Below are 17,219 nucleotides of genomic sequence, written 5' to 3'. Positions count from 1 at the left end.
GGCACTTGGAACGGGGGAAACGGCGGTCGACGAAACTGGAGAGGAGGTATTACGAGCTCCTGTGCGAATTGGAGAGAACGCTCCCGCAAACTGCCTCTTGACAACTTATAGGAGCGTCGGTTTTTATTTCGCAAAATTCGGTATGGTTGAGGGTTGTCGGTTAAACGTAGTAGATAGGCCCATTTCGTGGCGAACGAACCAAGCTGAGGCGCAAAATAGCCCCCGCTCCAGGAAAATCGTCGGCAAGGTACCAAAAAGCCCCGCGGGCAGGAGGCTGCTCGCGGGGCAAAGAAGAGGGGCTTGTTGGTGGCGGACCGAAGGGTTCGGCATGGGGCTTCTGCCGCGGCCCGCCCTAAGGCATTACAGCTCGACGAGCTGGCCGGTCTCGGCGGCCTCCTTGATGGCGTTGAGAAGCGTGAGCGTCTTGACGTTGTCGGCGGGGGTCACGACGGGCTCGACCTCGCGGCGGACGACCTTCACAAAGTGCTTGAGCTGCATCTTGTGCGGCAGCGCCGGGTCGACGGCCGGAATCTCCATCTGCAGCGGCTTGTGCCAGTTGGAGGCGCCGTCGTAGGAGAACTGGTGCAGGCGGGGCAGCGAAAGGGCACCCTTGGTGCCGCCGATAAAGTAGGCATCGGCGTCGAAGGGGCGGTACTGCGGATCCTCGCGAGCGGTTGCCTCCCAGTTCCAGGGGCTGGCGGTGGCGTCGGAGATGGTCATGCTTGCGAGCGCGCCATCGGCAAAACGGACGTTGACCACGGCGGAGTCCTCGGTCTCAAAACCGCGGGCGGCGCTGGACTGCATACCCTGGACGGCAACGGGCTCGCCCAGCAGGTAGCGGAGCAGGTCGACGTCGTGCACCAGGTTGACCAGGATCGGGCCGGCACCCTTCTTGCGGCGCCACTCGACATCGAAATACTCGTCATTCTTATAGATCATGTAGTGGAAGCTCGACACGGTGAGCTTGCCCAGCTCGCCGGACTCGATGATCTCCTTGGCCTTGTTGACGAAGGGGTTGTGGCGACGGTGCTGACCCACGAGCACGGGCACGCCGGCGGTCTCGGCTTCGGCGGCGAAGGCCTGGGCATCCTCGAGGTCGTTGGAGATCGGCTTTTCGACCAGCGGCACGATGTTGCGCTTCACAGCCTCGCGGGCAACGCCCAGGTGTAGGTCGTTGGGCGTGGCGATGATGACGGCCTCGGGCTTGACCTCGTCCATCATCTGGGCGGGATCGGTAAAGAACGGCACGCCGGCGGCCTCGGCCGTGGCGCGGGCGCCCTCAAAGGCGTCGGCGATGGCGACGAGCTCGGCCTCGGGCTCCTCGGTGACAAAGCGGATGTGGTTGCGGCCCATGGCGCCGGCGCCGATGACGGCAATGCGGACGGGGTTGAGCTCAGACATTTCGACTCCTTAATGCTGGTGGCGATGGGATGTGACAAAGGGACAGTCCCTTTGTCACATCGGCAATTGTTAAGCGGACTTCTTCTTGCTGTCGGAGACCATCATGTAGACGGTGAGCACGACGGCGATGGCGGCGATCACGATGGCGCCGTAGAAGGACTGCTGGTAGGCGGCGCTGCCGGCCTCGGCGTGATACAGCACGGCGGTGATGGGCTGGCTGATCCAGGTGGAAGCGGCGTAGCCCAGGAACATGATGCCGTAGTTGACGCCGATGTTGCTGGTACCGAAGGCGCCACCGGTGAGCGGCGGGTAGATGACGAGCAGGGCGCCAAAGCTAAAGCCGAGCAGGGCGAGCGCCACGAAGAACATGCTCTGCGTAAAGCTCATCGACATGATGACGAGCGCGACGATGGTGACGACAAGGCTGATGAGCAGCGACTTGTAGGCACCGAGCTTGTCGATGATCTGACCAAAGGACAGACGGCCGACCAGGTTGGCGCAGGTGTTGACGGAGACGACCACACCGCCGAGGGCGACGGCAGCGGCGCTCGTGGGATCGGCGAAGAGCTGTACGGCGGCGATGGAGGCAACCTTGCCCACGAGCAGGGTGCCCGCGGTGGCGGCAAAGGCGAAGGTGACGATGAGGACCCAGAAGCGCGGGGTCTTGACCATCTCGCCCGGGGTGAGGTCGCCGAAGGTGCCAGCATGCGCGCCGCCCTTGGGGGCCTCGAAGCCCTCGGGCAGCCAACCGGCCTCGGGGGCCTTCAGGAACAGGGCGGAGGCGGCGATCGTCACAAAGAAGATGACGCCGAGCGCCTTAAGGGCGCCAAAGATGCCCAGGCTCGGGATGAGCAGCGAGGCGAGCACCGGGGACAGCACGGCGGGACCGGCGGTCGAAGCGGCCAGGGTGATGCCGGAGGCGAGACCCTTCTTGTCGATGAACCACTTTTGGCCGGTGGTGAGCGCGGGGTTGTAGCCCAGGCCGTTGCCGATGGCGGCGACGAGCGAGAACCACAGGTAGAACTGCCACGGCTCGGTGACGGTGCCGGACATGAACCAGCCCAGGCCGTAGCACGCGGCGGCGGCGATCACGACGTTGCGGGGGCCGATTTTATCGGAGATGCGGCCGGCGAAGATGCCCGTCACGGCCATGATGGTCTGGAAGACGGGGAAGGCCCAGGTAAGGGCGCTGGACCACTCGGGATAGACGGCGAGCAGATTCTTGCTCACGACGGAATACAGCGCGATGGAGCTGATGAAGAACATGGTGACGCACGCGGCGGAAAGCACGACAGCGCGACCCTTGTTGGAGTTGATGGAAGCCATTGGACTCTTTCTAATCGATACGGGGGAGGAACAGGCGTGTCCGCGGGGCCTCCCTGTCAGGTTGGTTTACTGGTCAGTCGGCTTGGCGACGCCGGACTCATCGGACCAGAGCTCGACACCCTTGTTCTTAAGGTAGTTGTCGGCATAGGCGCGACGGCCGCCGGGCTTGGCGGTGAGGTCGCCCATCATGTTGGAGAAGCCGCCGTCGACCTTGATGGCGTCGCCGGTGGTAAAGTCCGAGCGCGTGGACGCCAGGAACATGACGGCGTTGGCGATATCGCTAACCTCGCCGATGCGGCGCGTGGCGATCAGACGGCTGCGGCTCTTTTCGACCTCGGGGTCGGCGTAGAAGTTGGCCGACATCGGGGTCTTAACGAAGCAGGGCTCGACGCAGTTGGAGCGCACGCCGTAGGGGCCCCATTCGGCGGCGAGCATCTTGGACATCATGTTGACGCCGGCCTTGGTGGAGCTGTACACGCCCGAGAACGTCTCGGGAGAGTGGCTGGCGACGGTCGAGACGTGCACCAGGCGACCCTGGCCGGCCTTGATCATTTCGCGACCAAAGCGCTGCGAGGTGATGAAGTAGCCGGTGAGGTTGACGTTGATGACCTCGTTCCAGTCGGAGAGCGGCAGGTCCTCCATGGCGGCGAAGCGCAGGATACCGGCGGTGTTGACGAGGACGTCGACACGGCCGAAGTCGGCGATGGTGGCATCGACGGCGGCCTGAACCTCGGCCTCGTCGGTGGCGTTCATCTTGTAGCCCTCGGCGTGGATTCCAAACTCGGCGGCGAGGTCGGCGGCTGCGGCCTTGACCTTTTCCTCGTCCAGGTCGAGCAGGACGACGTTGGCGCCGTTGCGGGCGAACTCGCGGCAAATCGCGACGCCCATACCGCCGAGTGCGCCGGTTACGGCGCAGACATCGCCCTCGAGCTTAAGCCAGTTGCTCATAGGAACTTCCCTTCTTGTGCCTCCCTGTGGGTCGTTCTCATTAATCGACCCACGTGGTTTTCGCAGGTTATCGTATGCTTTGCATTTGCGCAGGTGAATTGCATATTTGTTAGAATGGCGTTAACCGTAGGTTTACACTGTGCGATGCAGCTCATTCTCAATTGAGCGTGTGACCTGCGAAAACAACCCCCTGTGGCACCATGCGGTCACGGGCGCGAAAACGGGAGATTGACGTGTACGATCGACGACTTGAGGCCATATCGGCCGCCGCGGAGCTGGGGAGCTTCTCGCGTGCGGCGGCAAGATTGCGCGTGTCGACCCCGGCCCTCGTCAAGCAGGTGTCGGGCTTCGAGGCCGAGTTCGGCATCACGTTGTTCGAGCGCTCGCACTCGGGCGTCAAGGTGACGCCGGCCGGCGCACTGCTGGTGGACGACGCGCGCTCGATCATGCGGCAGTCCGAGGACGCGCTGCGCCGTGCCCGACGCGCGGCGGGCGATGGTGGTGCCGTGCGCCTGGGCGTGTCAATGATGTGCCCAGGACGCCAGACGCTGTCGATGTGGTCGGGCATCCACGATCTGGAACCGTCGCTACGATTTGAGATCGTGCCGGTAAGTGACCTCTACGACGAGCGCGAGACCGTCATGCGCAGCTTGGGCCGCGAGGTCGATGTGGTGCAGTCGAGTTTTTCTACCCCACGCTGGGGCGACGCTTGCCAAAAGCTCCACATCGTTAACGTACCGTTTTATATCGACCTGCCGCGCGCGAGCCCGCTGGCGCGCAAGAATCGCATTACGGTTGCCGACCTAGAGGGCATGCGCCTGCGCGTGCTCCGTCACGGCAACGATGCGATGGACAGCCTACGCATCGACCTTTTGGCCGACGGCGGCGTGGACGTGATCGATGTGGATAGCTTTGACTTTGCGCTCTTTAACGAGGCGGAGGAAAAGGGCGATGCGGTACTCACCTGTGGCGCATGGTCAGGGGTGCACCCGGCCTTTGTGGGCGTGCCGTTCCTGTGCGGCCGCGAGGTGCCAGTCTTTCTGCACTACCCGCTCGAGCCCACCCTCCAAGTCCAAAAATTCGTCAACGCCATGGCCCAACTCCTTAACTAGCTAATTTAGGACGGGGCTTTTTAGCTACTTTCGCCGCACTACCAGCACAATGCGAAAAATGATGCGAAAAATGACTGCAAATCGGTCACGCATGATTTTGCTTTTGCCCTGGGCTGGTTGTAGAATCAAAAAGCTTAAACGAACTACTTGTGCAGCTTGCGCGAAAGCTCGGGCTGCGGCTGGGGGGGATGCGCCCGTGCAGGGTCCTTTCGGTCATATTGCGTCGATGCGCCGCACCTTTATGATGTTGGCAGCGGCCTTATGCGTGTTCGTTATGGCCGGGGGGGGGGTTGCCCTCGCGCGCGTACGGTGACGATGGCAACCTTATAACAAACCCAAACTTTCTTAACCAAGCTACTGGCTGGTCGACGACCTCTCCGAATGAGAGAATCGGCGAGACGATGAAGCTCGAGCTTTCCACGCAGCTCCTCAAGCCCCAAACGAACACCAAACAAGCTAACGGCAATCACTTTGCGCTTGCGTGGAATTTTAGGCCACAGGGCACCAATCTTTATTTTGAACCTGGATCAACCTACACCACCTTTTCCACCCAGAGCGGCGCCACGTACGAGTGGGGCCTAAACCATCGCGCCGCAACCGACCACGACGTGCTGATGCTCACGATGGGTCCTCAACAGGAGAATCTGTCGATTAACAGCGCAGGCCAAGACCAGCTTATGCAGCTGCGGGCTTGGCTTAAGGCGCAGGTCAAGATGCCCCAGGGAAATACCGTTGAGCAGTACACTGTTTACAGCGATCCCTTTGCTGCAAACGGCGGATTTGCTGGTAACAGTGCTGATGGATCCCACTTTTCGTTTGAACAGAGCGACGGTCGCATCGCGCTTTCTGTGTGGCTCGTAAGCTCTAACGGACAGGGTTGGTTCTCCTTTGGCACCAACAGCACGCATTATTATCGAAATCTTCCCGAGGAAGACGATGAGTTTGCCTATCAGGCTGACTATACCGCAGCGTCCGACAAAACGATGCTTGCACTAACTTGCTACGATTCAAATCTTACGGGGGCAAACGAACAATACCGGGAGTGGTTTGGCAATCTGGTCAACGACGTTCACGTGGAAAAGCAGGGCACACGCGACATCTATAGCGACTTTGCCAAGGTGTATTGGGAAAATTCGTCCGAGACCATGACAACGCTCACAAACTATGCGTTCTCGACCTCGAATCTTAAGAACGAGAATACGAACATTGCTAACGGCAGCTTTGAAGAGGATATACATCTAGGGAACCAGAGGCCCAGCAAGTTTACGTTGTGCTCGCCCCATTGGCGTACGACCGAGACGGACCATCGTATCGAGATCGTTGCCAAGAACGACTACTATATCGACCCAGTTGGGCATTCTGTTACGTTTACGCCCTCCGATGGTGACTATGCAGCCGAGCTCAACGCACACGAGGCGAGTTCGCTCTACCAATATGTGACGACCGAGCCGGGAAAACAGTACGAGTGGGGGCTCGACCACCGCGGCCGCTCGGGTCGAGACGCCATGGCCCTTATCATCGGTCCGCGACAAGAAAACGAGCCGTACAAGGACAATCAAAAGGCACTCGATCAGTACCAGCAAATTGTTCAATGGATTCAAATGAGCGTCGACAACTATGTCGGCTTGGATGTGGTCAATTTTTCCCAATCGGGCTGCAGCAAAAAGATCATCCTGTATTCAACCAAGTTTGACAAAGTGGGCGGATTTGCCAATGCGTCCAGCGGAAGCGCGTTCTCATGGACGGCCGATGCGGAGCATACCGAAAAATGGTGCGTATGGATCATGGCGTCCGAAAACGACGCGTGGGCTTCCTACGGTTCCAACGCGCTCGAGCAGAGCAAAAAGGTTGACTACGACTATACCTACACCATTCCGGATGGCCAAAACCAGAGCGTCTTTGCTTTTGTGGCCTACAACACGGCCAACGGGAGCAATTCGACCGGCAACTTCCTCGACAATATCTCGTTTAGGGAGTTCTATCGCATCGAGACATACACGACGCCCAACGGAAGCGGAACGTATTTTTATAACGCCAATACCAAGACGGCGGACTTTACCTATGCCAAAAACTACGTAGGTAAACAGGAGAAGAACTCCTACTTTATGGTCGATGCCAAACGCGATGACGGGGCAGTCTTTATCGGTGCTTTTGTCAACGGCGAGTTCTATTCCGCAGACGACGACGCACATTGGACCAGATTGGAAGATGGTACCTATCGCTTTGAGGTCGACAAGGTCACGAAGCACTACAAAGTGCACCTCGTGTTTTCCAAGGCAGGCGTTCAATACGATGTGAACGGCGGCAAAGCGTATCACTACGATCCGTACAATGAGTCCACGGGCGATTTCGTACAGCTTTCTGGCGCTGGAGCGAGCTATACCTCCCATGCTGCCGTTGGACAAAACGACGACTGGAAGTTTATGGGCTGGGAGTACGCGGGCTCGGGAAAAGCCGTTCGCTTCGATGCCAAACACACGGTGACCCATACAGCTCCCGAGGGCACCACGGATTCCGGCACTCTTACCATTAAGGGCAAGAAGGTCAATCCGGATACCGGTGCTGTGGGCGATGCGGTAACCGTCGAAAACATTCCCGAGAGCCAGGGCGCGACGTTCGTGGCGCAATGGAAGTATCGTCAGGCCTTTGTTGCCCAGCTTAAAAATGCCGATGGCACGTGGAGCAACGTAACGACGGGCGGCACGGTCAGCTCCAAGCTTAAGGGGGCAAAGGGCTCCATCGATGCCGGGGATGGCTCGGGCAAGGACGAGGACGCGTACAAAAAATCGGGCGTTGCCTACTTTGTGGATGACGGCACGTTTGTGGAGGCGGTGGCCGCTCCCAAGGAGGGCTATCACTTTGAGGGTTGGTACGACCTATCGAATCCGGACGCCCCGGAGCTGCTGTCGTCTTCACCCACCTATACGTACAACGTAAAAGATCGCCATACGGGATGCGTATACGCACGATTCACCCCGCGCACCTACACACTCAAGGTTTCCAAGAGCGTTACGGGCAATATGGGCGACAAGCGTGCCTACTTTAAGATGACGGCGACCTTTACGGGCCTCAAGGCTGGTCAGACCTACGCCATCGAGTATTCGGATGCGTCTGCCCAAGGCAGCCATGCGCTCGTGGCGCGACCGAATGATCGGGCCGAGACCGTGGAAAACAAGACGGCCTTTACGGCCGATGGCCAGGGCAAGGCGACCGTGCCGTTTGCCGTTAAGGACGGCCTGACCGTTTCGATTAAGGCGCTGGATTACAACGCGGTCTATACCGTGAGCGAAGACGATTATTCGTCGTTGGGGTACCACGCCGAGCTTACGGGTGCGAGCGGCACGCTCAACGGTCCGCGTGTGACCGTTGCCGTTGAAGCTAAGGCCACCAATTCCCGACAGGTCGCGGTGCCTACGGGTATTACGCGCAACCCCATCTATGCCCTGGCGATTTTGGCCGCCGGCGTGCTGTTGGCTACGGGCATGGTTGCGCTGCGTTTACGCCGCGGCTCCAAGAGGGGCGGGCGCCTATGAGAAGACATGGCGCCAGCAATGCTGGTGATGGGCCAGCCGCACGAGCGGCCCCGCAGGGAAGACCCCGGGGCTCGCGGTATTCGGCCGCGTCGAACGTGAGGTTGGACGCCCATGCGGCGCCAGATCTGGGAGAAGCGGACGACCGGCGCGATATCGTGGGCTTTCTGGCGCGCCTGGCATTTTTTGTCGTGACGCTCTGGCTGCTCTTTGGTGTGGTCTTGGGCGTGGGCGCAGTCACGACTGGCGAGATGGCCCCCCGCATCTGTTCGGGTGACGTCATGCTCTACTGGAGGCTCAGCCAGAGCTTTAACGAGGGTGACGTGGTGGTATACACCGCGGATGGCGAAGAGCGCCTGGGTCGCGTGGTTGCCCGCCCCGGTGATGAGGTCACAATTACCGAGTCGGGCGAGCTCATGGTTAACGGGGCTGTTGTGGTGGAAAGCGATATCACCACGCCGACGCCGCGCTATGAGTCTGCTGTGGACTATCCCGTGCATCTGGGAACGGATGAGCTCTTTGTGCTGGCAGATTTGCGCGAGGGCGGGCACGACAGTCGCCTGTATGGACCGATTGCCCGTTCGCAGATCAAAGGCAACGTGATCAGCGTGCTGCGCAGGTCGAACCTGTAGGCACGAAGCCTGGTTTTATTAAGGGCATGTGCCCGAGAGGAAGGATACAACATGAAAACTGGAAAGAGGCGACTGGCGGCGTTTGCAGTTGTGGCCGCCACGATGCTGCTGGCTTTGGTGGGAGTTGCTGCGCCGGCGTGGGCGGAGGAGGGCTCTGCTACTCCGCATCTGCCGGTAAATGACAACAAGGTCACAATCACCTCGACGCTTACCATGAATAAGAACGCCGTGGAGCCGAATGCGGAGTTCGGCTATTCGATTGCGCCGGCGGAGACGAGTGAGCTTGCGAGCACGAGTAACAACATGCCTGTTTCTGCTGGAGTGCCCGGTGGCGCCACGCTTCCGTCGTCTTCCGTTAATTTTTCTGCCCAAGGTCTTCATAGCCAAGATAATGCCGACGGCATTACTAAGACAATAACCGCTCCGTTGAACGTCAGCCTTGATACCTCAAAGTTTACGGCTCCGGGCATCTATCGATATAAGATTACGCAGACGCCGCCACCGTTGGATGGCCTCAACGTTACGTACAAGGAGCTCTTCCTCGATGTTTACGTAGAAAACGCAGAAAATGGCGGCTCGGGCTATGTTGTTAATGGTTGTACTCTTCTTAGCGACAAAGCAAGCTCGGGTAGGAAGGCCGCAGGCTTTGTGAACAAATATGCCACCCATAAGCTGACCATCACAAAGGTCGTCAAGGGCAACCAGGGTGACAAGAATAAGGACTTCCGGTTTAGTGTCAGCCTTAACGGCGCTGCCGGGGAAACCTATAAGTACGTCACTGTGAAAAAAGACGGTACTTCTACGCCCGAAGCTGTAGTCAAATCGGGATCTACGGTTTCGGTGAACCTTAGAGACGGCGACTCCGTCACCTTTTATGGTCTTTCATCGAAGGACACATATGCCGTAACTGAGGACGACTACAAGACGAAGGAAGGTTATGAAACGTCGTACAAGATTGGGGAGACTGGCAACGAAACAAAGTCCAATATTCTTCTCGCGCAGGGTATCGGTACTTCTGACACCACGGTGACCTTTACCAACACCAAGGATGTTACCGTTCCGACCGATGTTATTCGGACGGTCGTTCCCTATGCGGCAATCGTCGCGTTTGCTGCCGTGATGGGCGTGGTCTTCTTCCGTCCTCGTCGTAACCGCCGTTAAAACAGCGAGGATTACAGCCGATGGAGCTTAAACGCATAGCTCGGCTGGCACGAGCCGGCGACCGCGTACTTACGTGGTTTGCCGGCTTTCTCGTGCTGCTCATGCTGCTGTACGGGGGCTATTCGCTGTGGGATACAAACAACGTTATGAACGGCGGGTTCATCAGCGATGAGCTGCTGCACTACAAACCCACCGGGGTCAACGATTGCGCACGCCTGCAGGAACTGATGGCCAAAAATCCCGACGTGGTCGGATGGGTCACCATCGATGGCACCAACATCGACTATCCCTTTGTTCAGGGAAAAGATAACCAGGAATATCTCAACAAAAACGTGTTGGGGGAGTCCGCGGTTTCGGGAGCGGTGTTTTTGGATACGCGCAACAGCCGCGCGATGACCGATTCCTACAATCTGCTCTATGCGCACCACATGGATAACGGCGCGATGTTTGGCGATGTCGACCGGTTTTTAGACAGGGGCTTCTTTGACCTGCACCGCACGGGCACGCTCTACACAAAAGATGGGGCGTTCCGCCTGCGCATCGTTGCTGTGTGTTCGTTTGCCGCGAGTGATGACATTATCTTTGGGCCGGGAAACCTGGACCAGGCCTCAATGCAGACTCTGCTCGCGCATATCTCGCAGACGGCGGTGCATGCGGACACGGACGGCGCTGGCTTCGATGCACGCATCATCGCGCTTTCTACCTGCAGTGATAAAACAAATGGGCGCCGAGCGCTCCTAGCCGAAATCTTGTAGCTCATTTAGGATGGGGCTTTTCTAGCTACCTTTGCCGTCCTACCTGCGCAATGATTTTTCTGGGACGGAGATTTTTAGCTACTGCGTTCCGTTAGCTTGACCAGTCTTTTTGGGACGGGGCTAAATTAGCTGGTTTTGGATTAGGGATCAGTTGCGATTTGTTGATTCATCGATATTGGGATGGAGAACCAGCTAATTTAGCCCCGTCCCAAAAAGACTGGTCCTCCACCACCTCCCAAATCATCCTTACAAAACGAGGCCCTGGCCAACTGGGCAGGGCCTCACTAATTTATATTCCGTTCTAAATGACAGGCTGATCGCGCGTAGGAGGGGGCCCCGGGGTGGCGGGGTATTTCCTCCGCGCGCAGTTTCGCAGCGCAGCGAGAATGTTTGAGCACGGAGGAATTACCCCGCCACCCCGGGGCCCCCTCCGTCAGTAACCGGTCCTACTCCAGCTCAAACGCTCCGGTATAGAGCTGATAGTAGTATCCGCGCTTGGCGATCAGCTCGTCGTGGTTGCCGCGCTCGATGATGCGGCCGTGGTCCAGACAGATGATTGCGTCGGAGTTGCGCACGGTGGACAGGCGGTGCGCGATGACAAACGTCGTGCGGCCCTCCATGAGCTTGTCCATGCCCGTCTGCACGATGGCCTCGGTGCGGGTGTCGATGCTCGATGTGGCCTCGTCCAGAATCATCGCCGGCGGATCGGCGACGGCGGCGCGTGCGATCGAGATCAGCTGGCGCTGGCCCTGCGACAGCTGGGCGCCGTTGCCGGTGAGCATCGTGTCGTAGCCGTCGGGCAGGCGGGTGATAAAGTCGTCCGCGCCCGCGAGCTTGGCTGCCGCGATGCACTCCTCGTCGGTAGCGTCCAGGTTGCCGTAGCGGATGTTATCCATCACGGTGCCGGTGAACAGGTTTACGTCCTGCAGCACCACGCCCAGCGAGCGGCGCAGGTCTGCCTTGCGGATCTTGTTGACGTTGATGCCGTCGTAGCGAATCTTGCCGTCGGCGATGTCATAGAAGCGGTTGATGAGGTTGGTGATGGTCGTCTTGCCGGCACCGGTGGCGCCGACAAACGCGACCTTCTGGCCCGGCTTGGCAAACACGGACACGCCGTGCAGCACCTCGTGGTCGGGCGTGTAGCCAAAGTCGACGTTGTCCATGACCAGGTCGCCACGCAGCGGCACGTACTCGATCTCGCCGGTTGCGCGGTGCGGATGTTTCCACGCCCACATGCCAGTGTGGTGGTCGGCCTCCTCGAGCTGCCAGGTATCGGGGTTCACCTGAGCGTTGACAAGCGTCACATAGCCTTCGTCGGCTTCGGGCTCCTCGTCGATGAGCTCAAAGATACGGTCGGCGCCGGCGAGGCCCATGACCACGGCGTTGATCTGCTGCGAGATCTGGCCGATCTGTCCACAGAACTGCTTGGTCATGTTGAGGAACGGCACCACGACGGCGATGGACAGCGCCATGCCCGAGATGCTCAGGTTGGGCACGCCCAGCGCTAGGAAAATGCCGCCGGCCAGTGCGACCAGCACGTAGAGCAGGTTGCCCAGGTTCATAAGGATGGGCATGAGGATGTTGGCGTACATGTTGGCCTTCTGCGAGACCTCGAAGAGCTTTTCGTTGCGCTCGTCAAAATCGGCTTCGGCGGCAGACTCGTGGCAGAATGCCTTGACGACCTTCTGGCCGTTCATGACTTCCTCGATATGGCCCTCGACAACGCCGAGCTCGGTCTGCTGCGCAATAAAGAAGCGCGCGGAGTTGGAGCCGAGCAGCTTGGTCATAAAGGTCATAAAGGCGACGCCGGCAATAATGACCAAGCACATCCACACGCTGTAGTACAGCATGATAAAGAACACCGTGACGATGACGATGACCGTCATGAGCAGGTTGGGCAGCGACTGGCTGATCATCTGGCGCAGCGTGTCGATGTCATTGGTGTAGTGGCTCATGATGTCGCCGCGCTGGTGCGTGTCGAAGTAGCGGATCGGCAGGTCCTGCATGCGGTTGAACATCTTCTCGCGCAGCTTCTCCAGCGAGCCCTGCGTGACGATGGCCATGGCGCGGTTCCAGAAGAGCGAGGACAGGATGCCGATGCCGTAGATGCAGGCGAGGGTGGTCACGAGCTGTGCGATCTTGGGCTGCGCGGCTCCCCAATCGCCCGACTGCCACGATTCGCTAATAATCTGCAGGGCGCTCTGAAGGAAGGTCGCGCCGATGGAGTTGATGATGGCGCAGAGCACCACGCCGGCGACGACGAGGGGCAAAAGCACGGGGTAAAAGCCAAAGAGCGTCTTGATGAGGCGCGACATGGTGCCGCCCTTGCGGTTGAGCGTGCGCTCGGCGGTCGTTGCCTTACTCATGTGCCTCGCCTCCTTCCTGGGTCTGAGCTTGCGTTACGGATGCCTCGGTGTCGGCCTCGACGGCCTCTTCGCCCTCGGCAGACATCTTGTTCTGCGAGGTAAAGGTCTCGCGGTAGATCTCGCTCGTCTTGAGCAGCTCGTCGTGGTTACCGATCTGCGCGATGCGGCCGCCCTCCATGACGATGATGCGGTCTGCGTCCTGCACGGAGCTAATGCGCTGGGCGATGATGAGCTTGGTCGTGTTGGGCAGATAGCTTGCCAGCCCTGCGCGAATCTTGGCGTCGGTCTTGGTGTCGACGGCGCTCGTGGAGTCGTCCAGGATCAAGATCTTGGGGCGACGCAGCAGGGCACGCGCAATGCACAGGCGCTGCTTCTGACCGCCGGAAACATTGGAGCCGCCCTGTTCGATCCAGGTGTCATAGCCCTTGGGGAAGCCGTCGACAAACTCGTCGGCGCAGGCCAGATGCGCGGCCTCGCGGACCTCTTCGTCGGTGGCGTTCGGGTCGCCCCAACGCAGGTTCTCGGCAATCGTGCCGCTAAACAGCACGTTTTTCTGCAGCACCATGGCCACCTGGTGGCGCAGGGCGTCCAAGTCGTAGTCGCGTACATCCACGCCGCCCACGCGCACGGTACCCTCGGTGGCGTCGTACAGGCGGGCGATGAGGTTTACGAGCGTGGACTTGGCCGAGCCGGTGCCGCCGATGATGCCGATGGTCTCGCCGCTCTTAATGTGCAGGTCGATATCGTCGAGCGCCTGGCGCTTCGCATGCGCGGAATACTTAAAGCTCACGTGGTCAAAGTCGATGGAGCCATCGGCGACCTCGAGCACGGGCTCGGCGGGATCGGCGATCGTGGGCTCGGCGGCCAGCACCTCGGTGATGCGGTGCGCCGATTCGTCGGCCATGGTCACCATGACAAAGATCATCGATAGCTGCATCAGGCTCATGAGGATTTGGAAGCCATAGGTAAAGATCGAGGAGAGCTGGCCCACGTCGAACAGTGTGCCCTGGCTCGTGATGATGAGCTTGGAGCCCAGGTAGATGATGACGACAAACGCGCCGTTGACGCAGATGTTCATCATGGGGTTGTTAAAGGCAAGCAGCTTCTCGGCGCGGGTGAAGTCCATCTGGACGTCGCGTGCGGCGGTCGCGAACTTCTCCTTCTCAAAGTCTTCGCGCACGTAGCTCTTGACCACGCGCATGCCGGTGACGTTTTCCTCGACGGACTCGTTAAGGGCGTCGTACTTGTGGAACACGCGCGAGAAGATGGGACGCACCTTAAAGATGATAAAGAACAGCCCAAAGCCCAGCAGCGGAATGATGACCAGGTAGACCATGGCGACGCTGCCGCCCATGATAAATGCCATGGTAAAGGCGAAGATCAATACCAGCGGCGCGCGCACGGCGATACGGATGATCATCATAAAGGCCTGCTGCACGTTGTTGATATCGGTGGTCAGGCGCGTGACGAGCGAGGAGCTCGAGAACTCATCGATGTTGGCAAAGCTGAACGTCTGGATCTTGTAGAACAGGTCGTGACGCAGGTTCTTAGCGAAGCCGCAACTCGCATGGCTGCAGGTGACGCCGGCAGCGGCGCCAAAAGCAAGCGACGTCAGCGCGATGAGCACCAAAAAGCCCGCGGTGGGAAGCATCTCGGCTACGGTGGTGCCATCTTTGATGGCGTCGATCAGGTTGGCGGTGATAAATGGAATCAGCATCTCGCAGAGCACCTCGCCAAGCACGAGCAACGGCGTGGCAACGGTGACTTTTATATAGTCGCGGATGCTGCCCATGAGGGTTTTAATCATCCAGTTCCTCCCAGGTTACACGGATTTTCTCGAGCATTTCGGCGAGCTGCTCGCGCTCGTCGTGGGTGAGGGCACCAAAGGCCTGCTCTCTAAAGCGAATGCGGGCTGCCTGGTCGATGCGGGCGTTTTCCCGGCCGGTTTCGGTCAGGCGAATGGTGAGCTGCCGTCGATCCTTGGGGTTACGGCTGCGCTCGATGAGGCCGTTGAGCTCGAGTTTGGACAGGATCTCGGAAAGCGACCCCGGCTTGAGGTCAAAGTGCATGCCGAGTTCCTGCTGCGACATCTCGCCGCCGGGTTGCTTGGCCAGCAGGCAGATGATGGGCGCCTTGCCGGACACGCCTCCGCCATGAAAATGCATGTAATGGCCGCAAAAGCCCAGGCCATTGAGGATGCGCTTGGCAAGCTTGTCTTCTGAGCTAACCGCTTCGGGTGCATCCGCCTGCTGTGACGGGTCGCCGCCGGGCTCGTGCGAACAAAGGTTAAGAGGTTCATCGCACATGAATTAGTGTTGCTCCTTTCTTTAGTTAGGTAGTGGAATTGATTTGTGCCTAACCAATCTAGGAGCATGAGAAATGAATGTCAAGGTACCAAACTAGTGGTTACGCGGTTTTACCAAACCGCGTAACGGCTCGGCGCTGCAAACGCTCCTAAGCGGCAATCTGGCGTTCAATCGTCGGGCATGGCCACAAGGCCTATGCCCTCCTCTTTCACGCTACCTTGCTCGCTTGGGAACGCTTTCGCTGTCCGTCCTCAAATCTGTGATTCCGCCACGGTCCGCTTCGGTGCATGTGATCCCTTGGGGACGGAGGAAAAGGGATCATTTTTTCGAAACCTTTCCGCAACAATTTGCCCTTCGTGCCGCTCGACTCCGCTCACAACGTCCCCTGCGCTACACTTAGTCGCACTGTGGCGCCGTTGCGCCGCGCCCGACCCAAGGGGGACACTCATGAAGAACACTCAGCTGCTGCTGATCAACGATATGTGCGGTTACGGCAAGGTCGCGCTTTCTGCCATGCTGCCGGTGCTGTCGCACATGGGCTATCGCATCCACAACCTGCCAACGGCGCTCGTTTCCGATACGCTCAACTACCCCAAGTTCTACATCCACGACACCACGGAGTACGTGCGCCAGAGTCTCGCCATCTGGGAGGAGCTCGGCTTTGAATTCGACGCAATCTCCACCGGCTTTATCGTGACCGAGGAAGAGGCGCGCATCATCTCGGACTTTTGCCACCGCCGCTCGCAAAAGGGCACCAAGGTGTTCGTCGACCCCATCATGGCCGACAATGGCAGGCTCTACGCTGGCGTGCCCGAGTCGACCATCGGCCTTATGCGCAGCCTGGTCGAGTGCGCCGACTACGCGGTGCCCAACTATACCGAGGCGTGTCTGCTCACCGATACGCCTATGGCAGAACAGATTACGGCCGATGAGGCTCGTGCGCTCGTGGATGCTATGCTCGCGCTGGGCGCCAAGTCGGTGGTCATTACGAGTGCCAAGGTCGACGGGGCGAGTGCCGTCATCGGCTACGACCATGTGGCGGGGGAGTACTTCACGATTCCCTTTGAGCTGATCCCGGTGTATTTCCCGGGCACGGGCGATACGTTCTCGTCGGTGCTCGTGGGTCGCGTTATGGCCGGCTGGAGCTTGCAGCGTGCGACGACCGACGCCATGCGCGTGGTGGCCGAGCTTATCGAGCGCAATGCCGACCAAGAGGACAAGTCGGCCGGCCTTCCCATCGAGGCCTGCTTGGACGTGATCGACCATGAGTAACGCTGGCGAGGGCGGCATCAAGCCTGAGGGCGAGAGCAAGCCGCTCGGCGCGCCGCGTGGCAAGCGTCCGCGCATCCGCGTGAGCTGCGTGGACCAGCTGGGTGCGTGCCGCTGCCACCATGGTCACAAGCCGGGCGACGTCTTTGACTTCGACCGAGACCGCGGCAAGATGTGCGCCATGGCCTGCCATGTGGGCTTTCCCTATATCGATATCCTGCGCTATGGCGGAACCGTGCCCGGCAACGAGCCCGGTACGGCAAAGTTCTGCTGCCCCGAGGTCGATACGCTGAACGTTTGGCTCGCCGAGATCGTCGACGAGTAACCGAGCGAGGATTTTTCCCGTTTAGAGCGCCGTTTCGCGCTCGAAGTGGGAGATTATCCACGCTCAATTTGTATGCGGGAGAAAATCC

Annotated in this window: 13 protein-coding genes; 7 read left to right on the top strand and 6 right to left on the bottom strand. The window is 59.3% G+C overall.

Features of this window, described 5'->3' with window-relative positions:
• Positions 1–360 precede the first annotated feature (360 nt).
• From ABHR76_RS04570 to ABHR76_RS04560, 3 genes are all read right to left on the bottom strand, one after another.
• Complete coding sequence (locus ABHR76_RS04570) at positions 361–1,401, bottom strand: Gfo/Idh/MocA family protein (RefSeq protein WP_138375132.1); 1,041 nt, start codon at positions 1,399–1,401, stop codon at positions 361–363.
• 69 nt (positions 1,402–1,470) lie between these two features.
• Positions 1,471–2,727, bottom strand: a complete 1,257-nt coding sequence (locus ABHR76_RS04565) for an MFS transporter (protein WP_346976935.1) — start codon at positions 2,725–2,727, stop codon at positions 1,471–1,473.
• Between the two features lie 66 nt (positions 2,728–2,793).
• Positions 2,794–3,675 (bottom strand): SDR family NAD(P)-dependent oxidoreductase, encoded by an 882-nt coding sequence (locus ABHR76_RS04560; protein ID WP_346976934.1) that lies wholly within the window; start codon positions 3,673–3,675, stop codon positions 2,794–2,796.
• Between the two features lie 233 nt (positions 3,676–3,908).
• On the opposite strand from ABHR76_RS04560, the gene ABHR76_RS04555 reads away from it, so the two are divergent.
• From ABHR76_RS04555 to srtB, 5 genes are all read left to right on the top strand, one after another.
• On the top strand, positions 3,909–4,787 hold the full coding sequence (locus tag ABHR76_RS04555; RefSeq protein WP_346976933.1) for a LysR family transcriptional regulator: 879 nt from the start codon (positions 3,909–3,911) through the stop codon (positions 4,785–4,787).
• A 401-nt stretch (positions 4,788–5,188) separates the two neighbouring features.
• A complete protein-coding gene (locus ABHR76_RS04550; protein ID WP_346976932.1) occupies positions 5,189–8,320 on the top strand; it encodes a DUF7601 domain-containing protein in 3,132 nt (1,043 codons plus the stop codon).
• Positions 8,321–8,415: 95 nt separating this feature from the next.
• Positions 8,416–8,949 (top strand): signal peptidase I, encoded by a 534-nt coding sequence (lepB, locus tag ABHR76_RS04545; protein ID WP_346976931.1) that lies wholly within the window; start codon positions 8,416–8,418, stop codon positions 8,947–8,949.
• Between the two features lie 51 nt (positions 8,950–9,000).
• Positions 9,001–10,110 (top strand): DUF7601 domain-containing protein, encoded by a 1,110-nt coding sequence (locus tag ABHR76_RS04540; RefSeq protein ID WP_271737113.1) that lies wholly within the window; start codon positions 9,001–9,003, stop codon positions 10,108–10,110.
• Between the two features lie 101 nt (positions 10,111–10,211).
• Positions 10,212–10,865 carry a class B sortase gene (srtB, locus tag ABHR76_RS04535; RefSeq protein ID WP_346976936.1) on the top strand — a complete coding sequence of 218 codons (654 nt, stop codon included), beginning with the start codon at positions 10,212–10,214 and terminating at the stop codon, positions 10,863–10,865.
• Positions 10,866–11,311: 446 nt separating this feature from the next.
• On the opposite strand, the gene ABHR76_RS04530 is transcribed toward srtB, so the two are convergent.
• The 3 genes from ABHR76_RS04530 to ABHR76_RS04520 are packed head-to-tail and all read right to left on the bottom strand — an operon-like array spanning position 11,312 to position 15,537.
• The gene (locus ABHR76_RS04530; protein WP_271737111.1) at positions 11,312–13,231 is read right to left on the bottom strand and encodes an ABC transporter ATP-binding protein; all 1,920 of its coding nucleotides are present in this window, start codon (positions 13,229–13,231) and stop codon (positions 11,312–11,314) included.
• On the bottom strand, positions 13,224–15,038 hold the full coding sequence (locus ABHR76_RS04525; protein WP_346976930.1) for an ABC transporter ATP-binding protein: 1,815 nt from the start codon (positions 15,036–15,038) through the stop codon (positions 13,224–13,226). Before ABHR76_RS04525 ends, ABHR76_RS04530 begins: the two co-directional genes overlap by 8 nt.
• A complete protein-coding gene (locus tag ABHR76_RS04520) occupies positions 15,031–15,537 on the bottom strand; it encodes a MarR family winged helix-turn-helix transcriptional regulator (protein WP_346976929.1) in 507 nt (168 codons plus the stop codon). Before ABHR76_RS04520 ends, ABHR76_RS04525 begins: the two co-directional genes overlap by 8 nt.
• Before the next feature lie 447 nt (positions 15,538–15,984).
• Between ABHR76_RS04520 and ABHR76_RS04515 the strand changes: the two genes are divergently transcribed.
• Positions 15,985–16,809 carry a PfkB family carbohydrate kinase gene (locus ABHR76_RS04515; protein ID WP_260699598.1) on the top strand — a complete coding sequence of 275 codons (825 nt, stop codon included), beginning with the start codon at positions 15,985–15,987 and terminating at the stop codon, positions 16,807–16,809.
• Positions 16,802–17,131: a TIGR04076 family protein gene (locus tag ABHR76_RS04510; RefSeq protein ID WP_346976928.1), complete on the top strand. Its 330-nt coding sequence runs from the start codon at positions 16,802–16,804 to the stop codon at positions 17,129–17,131. The genes ABHR76_RS04515 and ABHR76_RS04510 overlap by 8 nt, the downstream gene beginning before the upstream one ends.
• Positions 17,132–17,219: the final 88 nt, after the last annotated feature.

It is taken from the genome of Collinsella aerofaciens (assembly GCF_039752985.1).
Lineage (GTDB): Bacteria > Actinomycetota > Coriobacteriia > Coriobacteriales > Coriobacteriaceae > Collinsella > Collinsella aerofaciens_BT.
This window is presented reverse-complemented; position numbering and strand designations above follow the sequence as displayed.

Excerpts from the sequence above, each read along its gene's own strand:
- ABHR76_RS04570 (WP_138375132.1), bottom strand. The coding sequence starts at position 1,401 with ATGTCTGAGCTCAACCCCGTCCGCATTGCCGTCATCGGCGCCGGCGCC.
- ABHR76_RS04565 (WP_346976935.1), bottom strand. The coding sequence starts at position 2,727 with ATGGCTTCCATCAACTCCAACAAGGGTCGCGCTGTCGTGCTTTCCGCC.
- ABHR76_RS04560 (WP_346976934.1), bottom strand. The coding sequence starts at position 3,675 with ATGAGCAACTGGCTTAAGCTCGAGGGCGATGTCTGCGCCGTAACCGGC.
- ABHR76_RS04550 (WP_346976932.1), top strand. The coding sequence starts at position 5,189 with ATGAAGCTCGAGCTTTCCACGCAGCTCCTCAAGCCCCAAACGAACACC.
- ABHR76_RS04540 (WP_271737113.1), top strand. The coding sequence starts at position 9,001 with ATGAAAACTGGAAAGAGGCGACTGGCGGCGTTTGCAGTTGTGGCCGCC.
- srtB (WP_346976936.1), top strand. The coding sequence starts at position 10,212 with ATGCTGCTGTACGGGGGCTATTCGCTGTGGGATACAAACAACGTTATG.
- ABHR76_RS04530 (WP_271737111.1), bottom strand. The coding sequence starts at position 13,231 with ATGAGTAAGGCAACGACCGCCGAGCGCACGCTCAACCGCAAGGGCGGC.
- ABHR76_RS04525 (WP_346976930.1), bottom strand. The coding sequence starts at position 15,038 with ATGATTAAAACCCTCATGGGCAGCATCCGCGACTATATAAAAGTCACC.
- ABHR76_RS04520 (WP_346976929.1), bottom strand. The coding sequence starts at position 15,537 with ATGTGCGATGAACCTCTTAACCTTTGTTCGCACGAGCCCGGCGGCGAC.
- ABHR76_RS04515 (WP_260699598.1), top strand. The coding sequence starts at position 15,985 with ATGAAGAACACTCAGCTGCTGCTGATCAACGATATGTGCGGTTACGGC.
- ABHR76_RS04510 (WP_346976928.1), top strand. The coding sequence starts at position 16,802 with ATGAGTAACGCTGGCGAGGGCGGCATCAAGCCTGAGGGCGAGAGCAAG.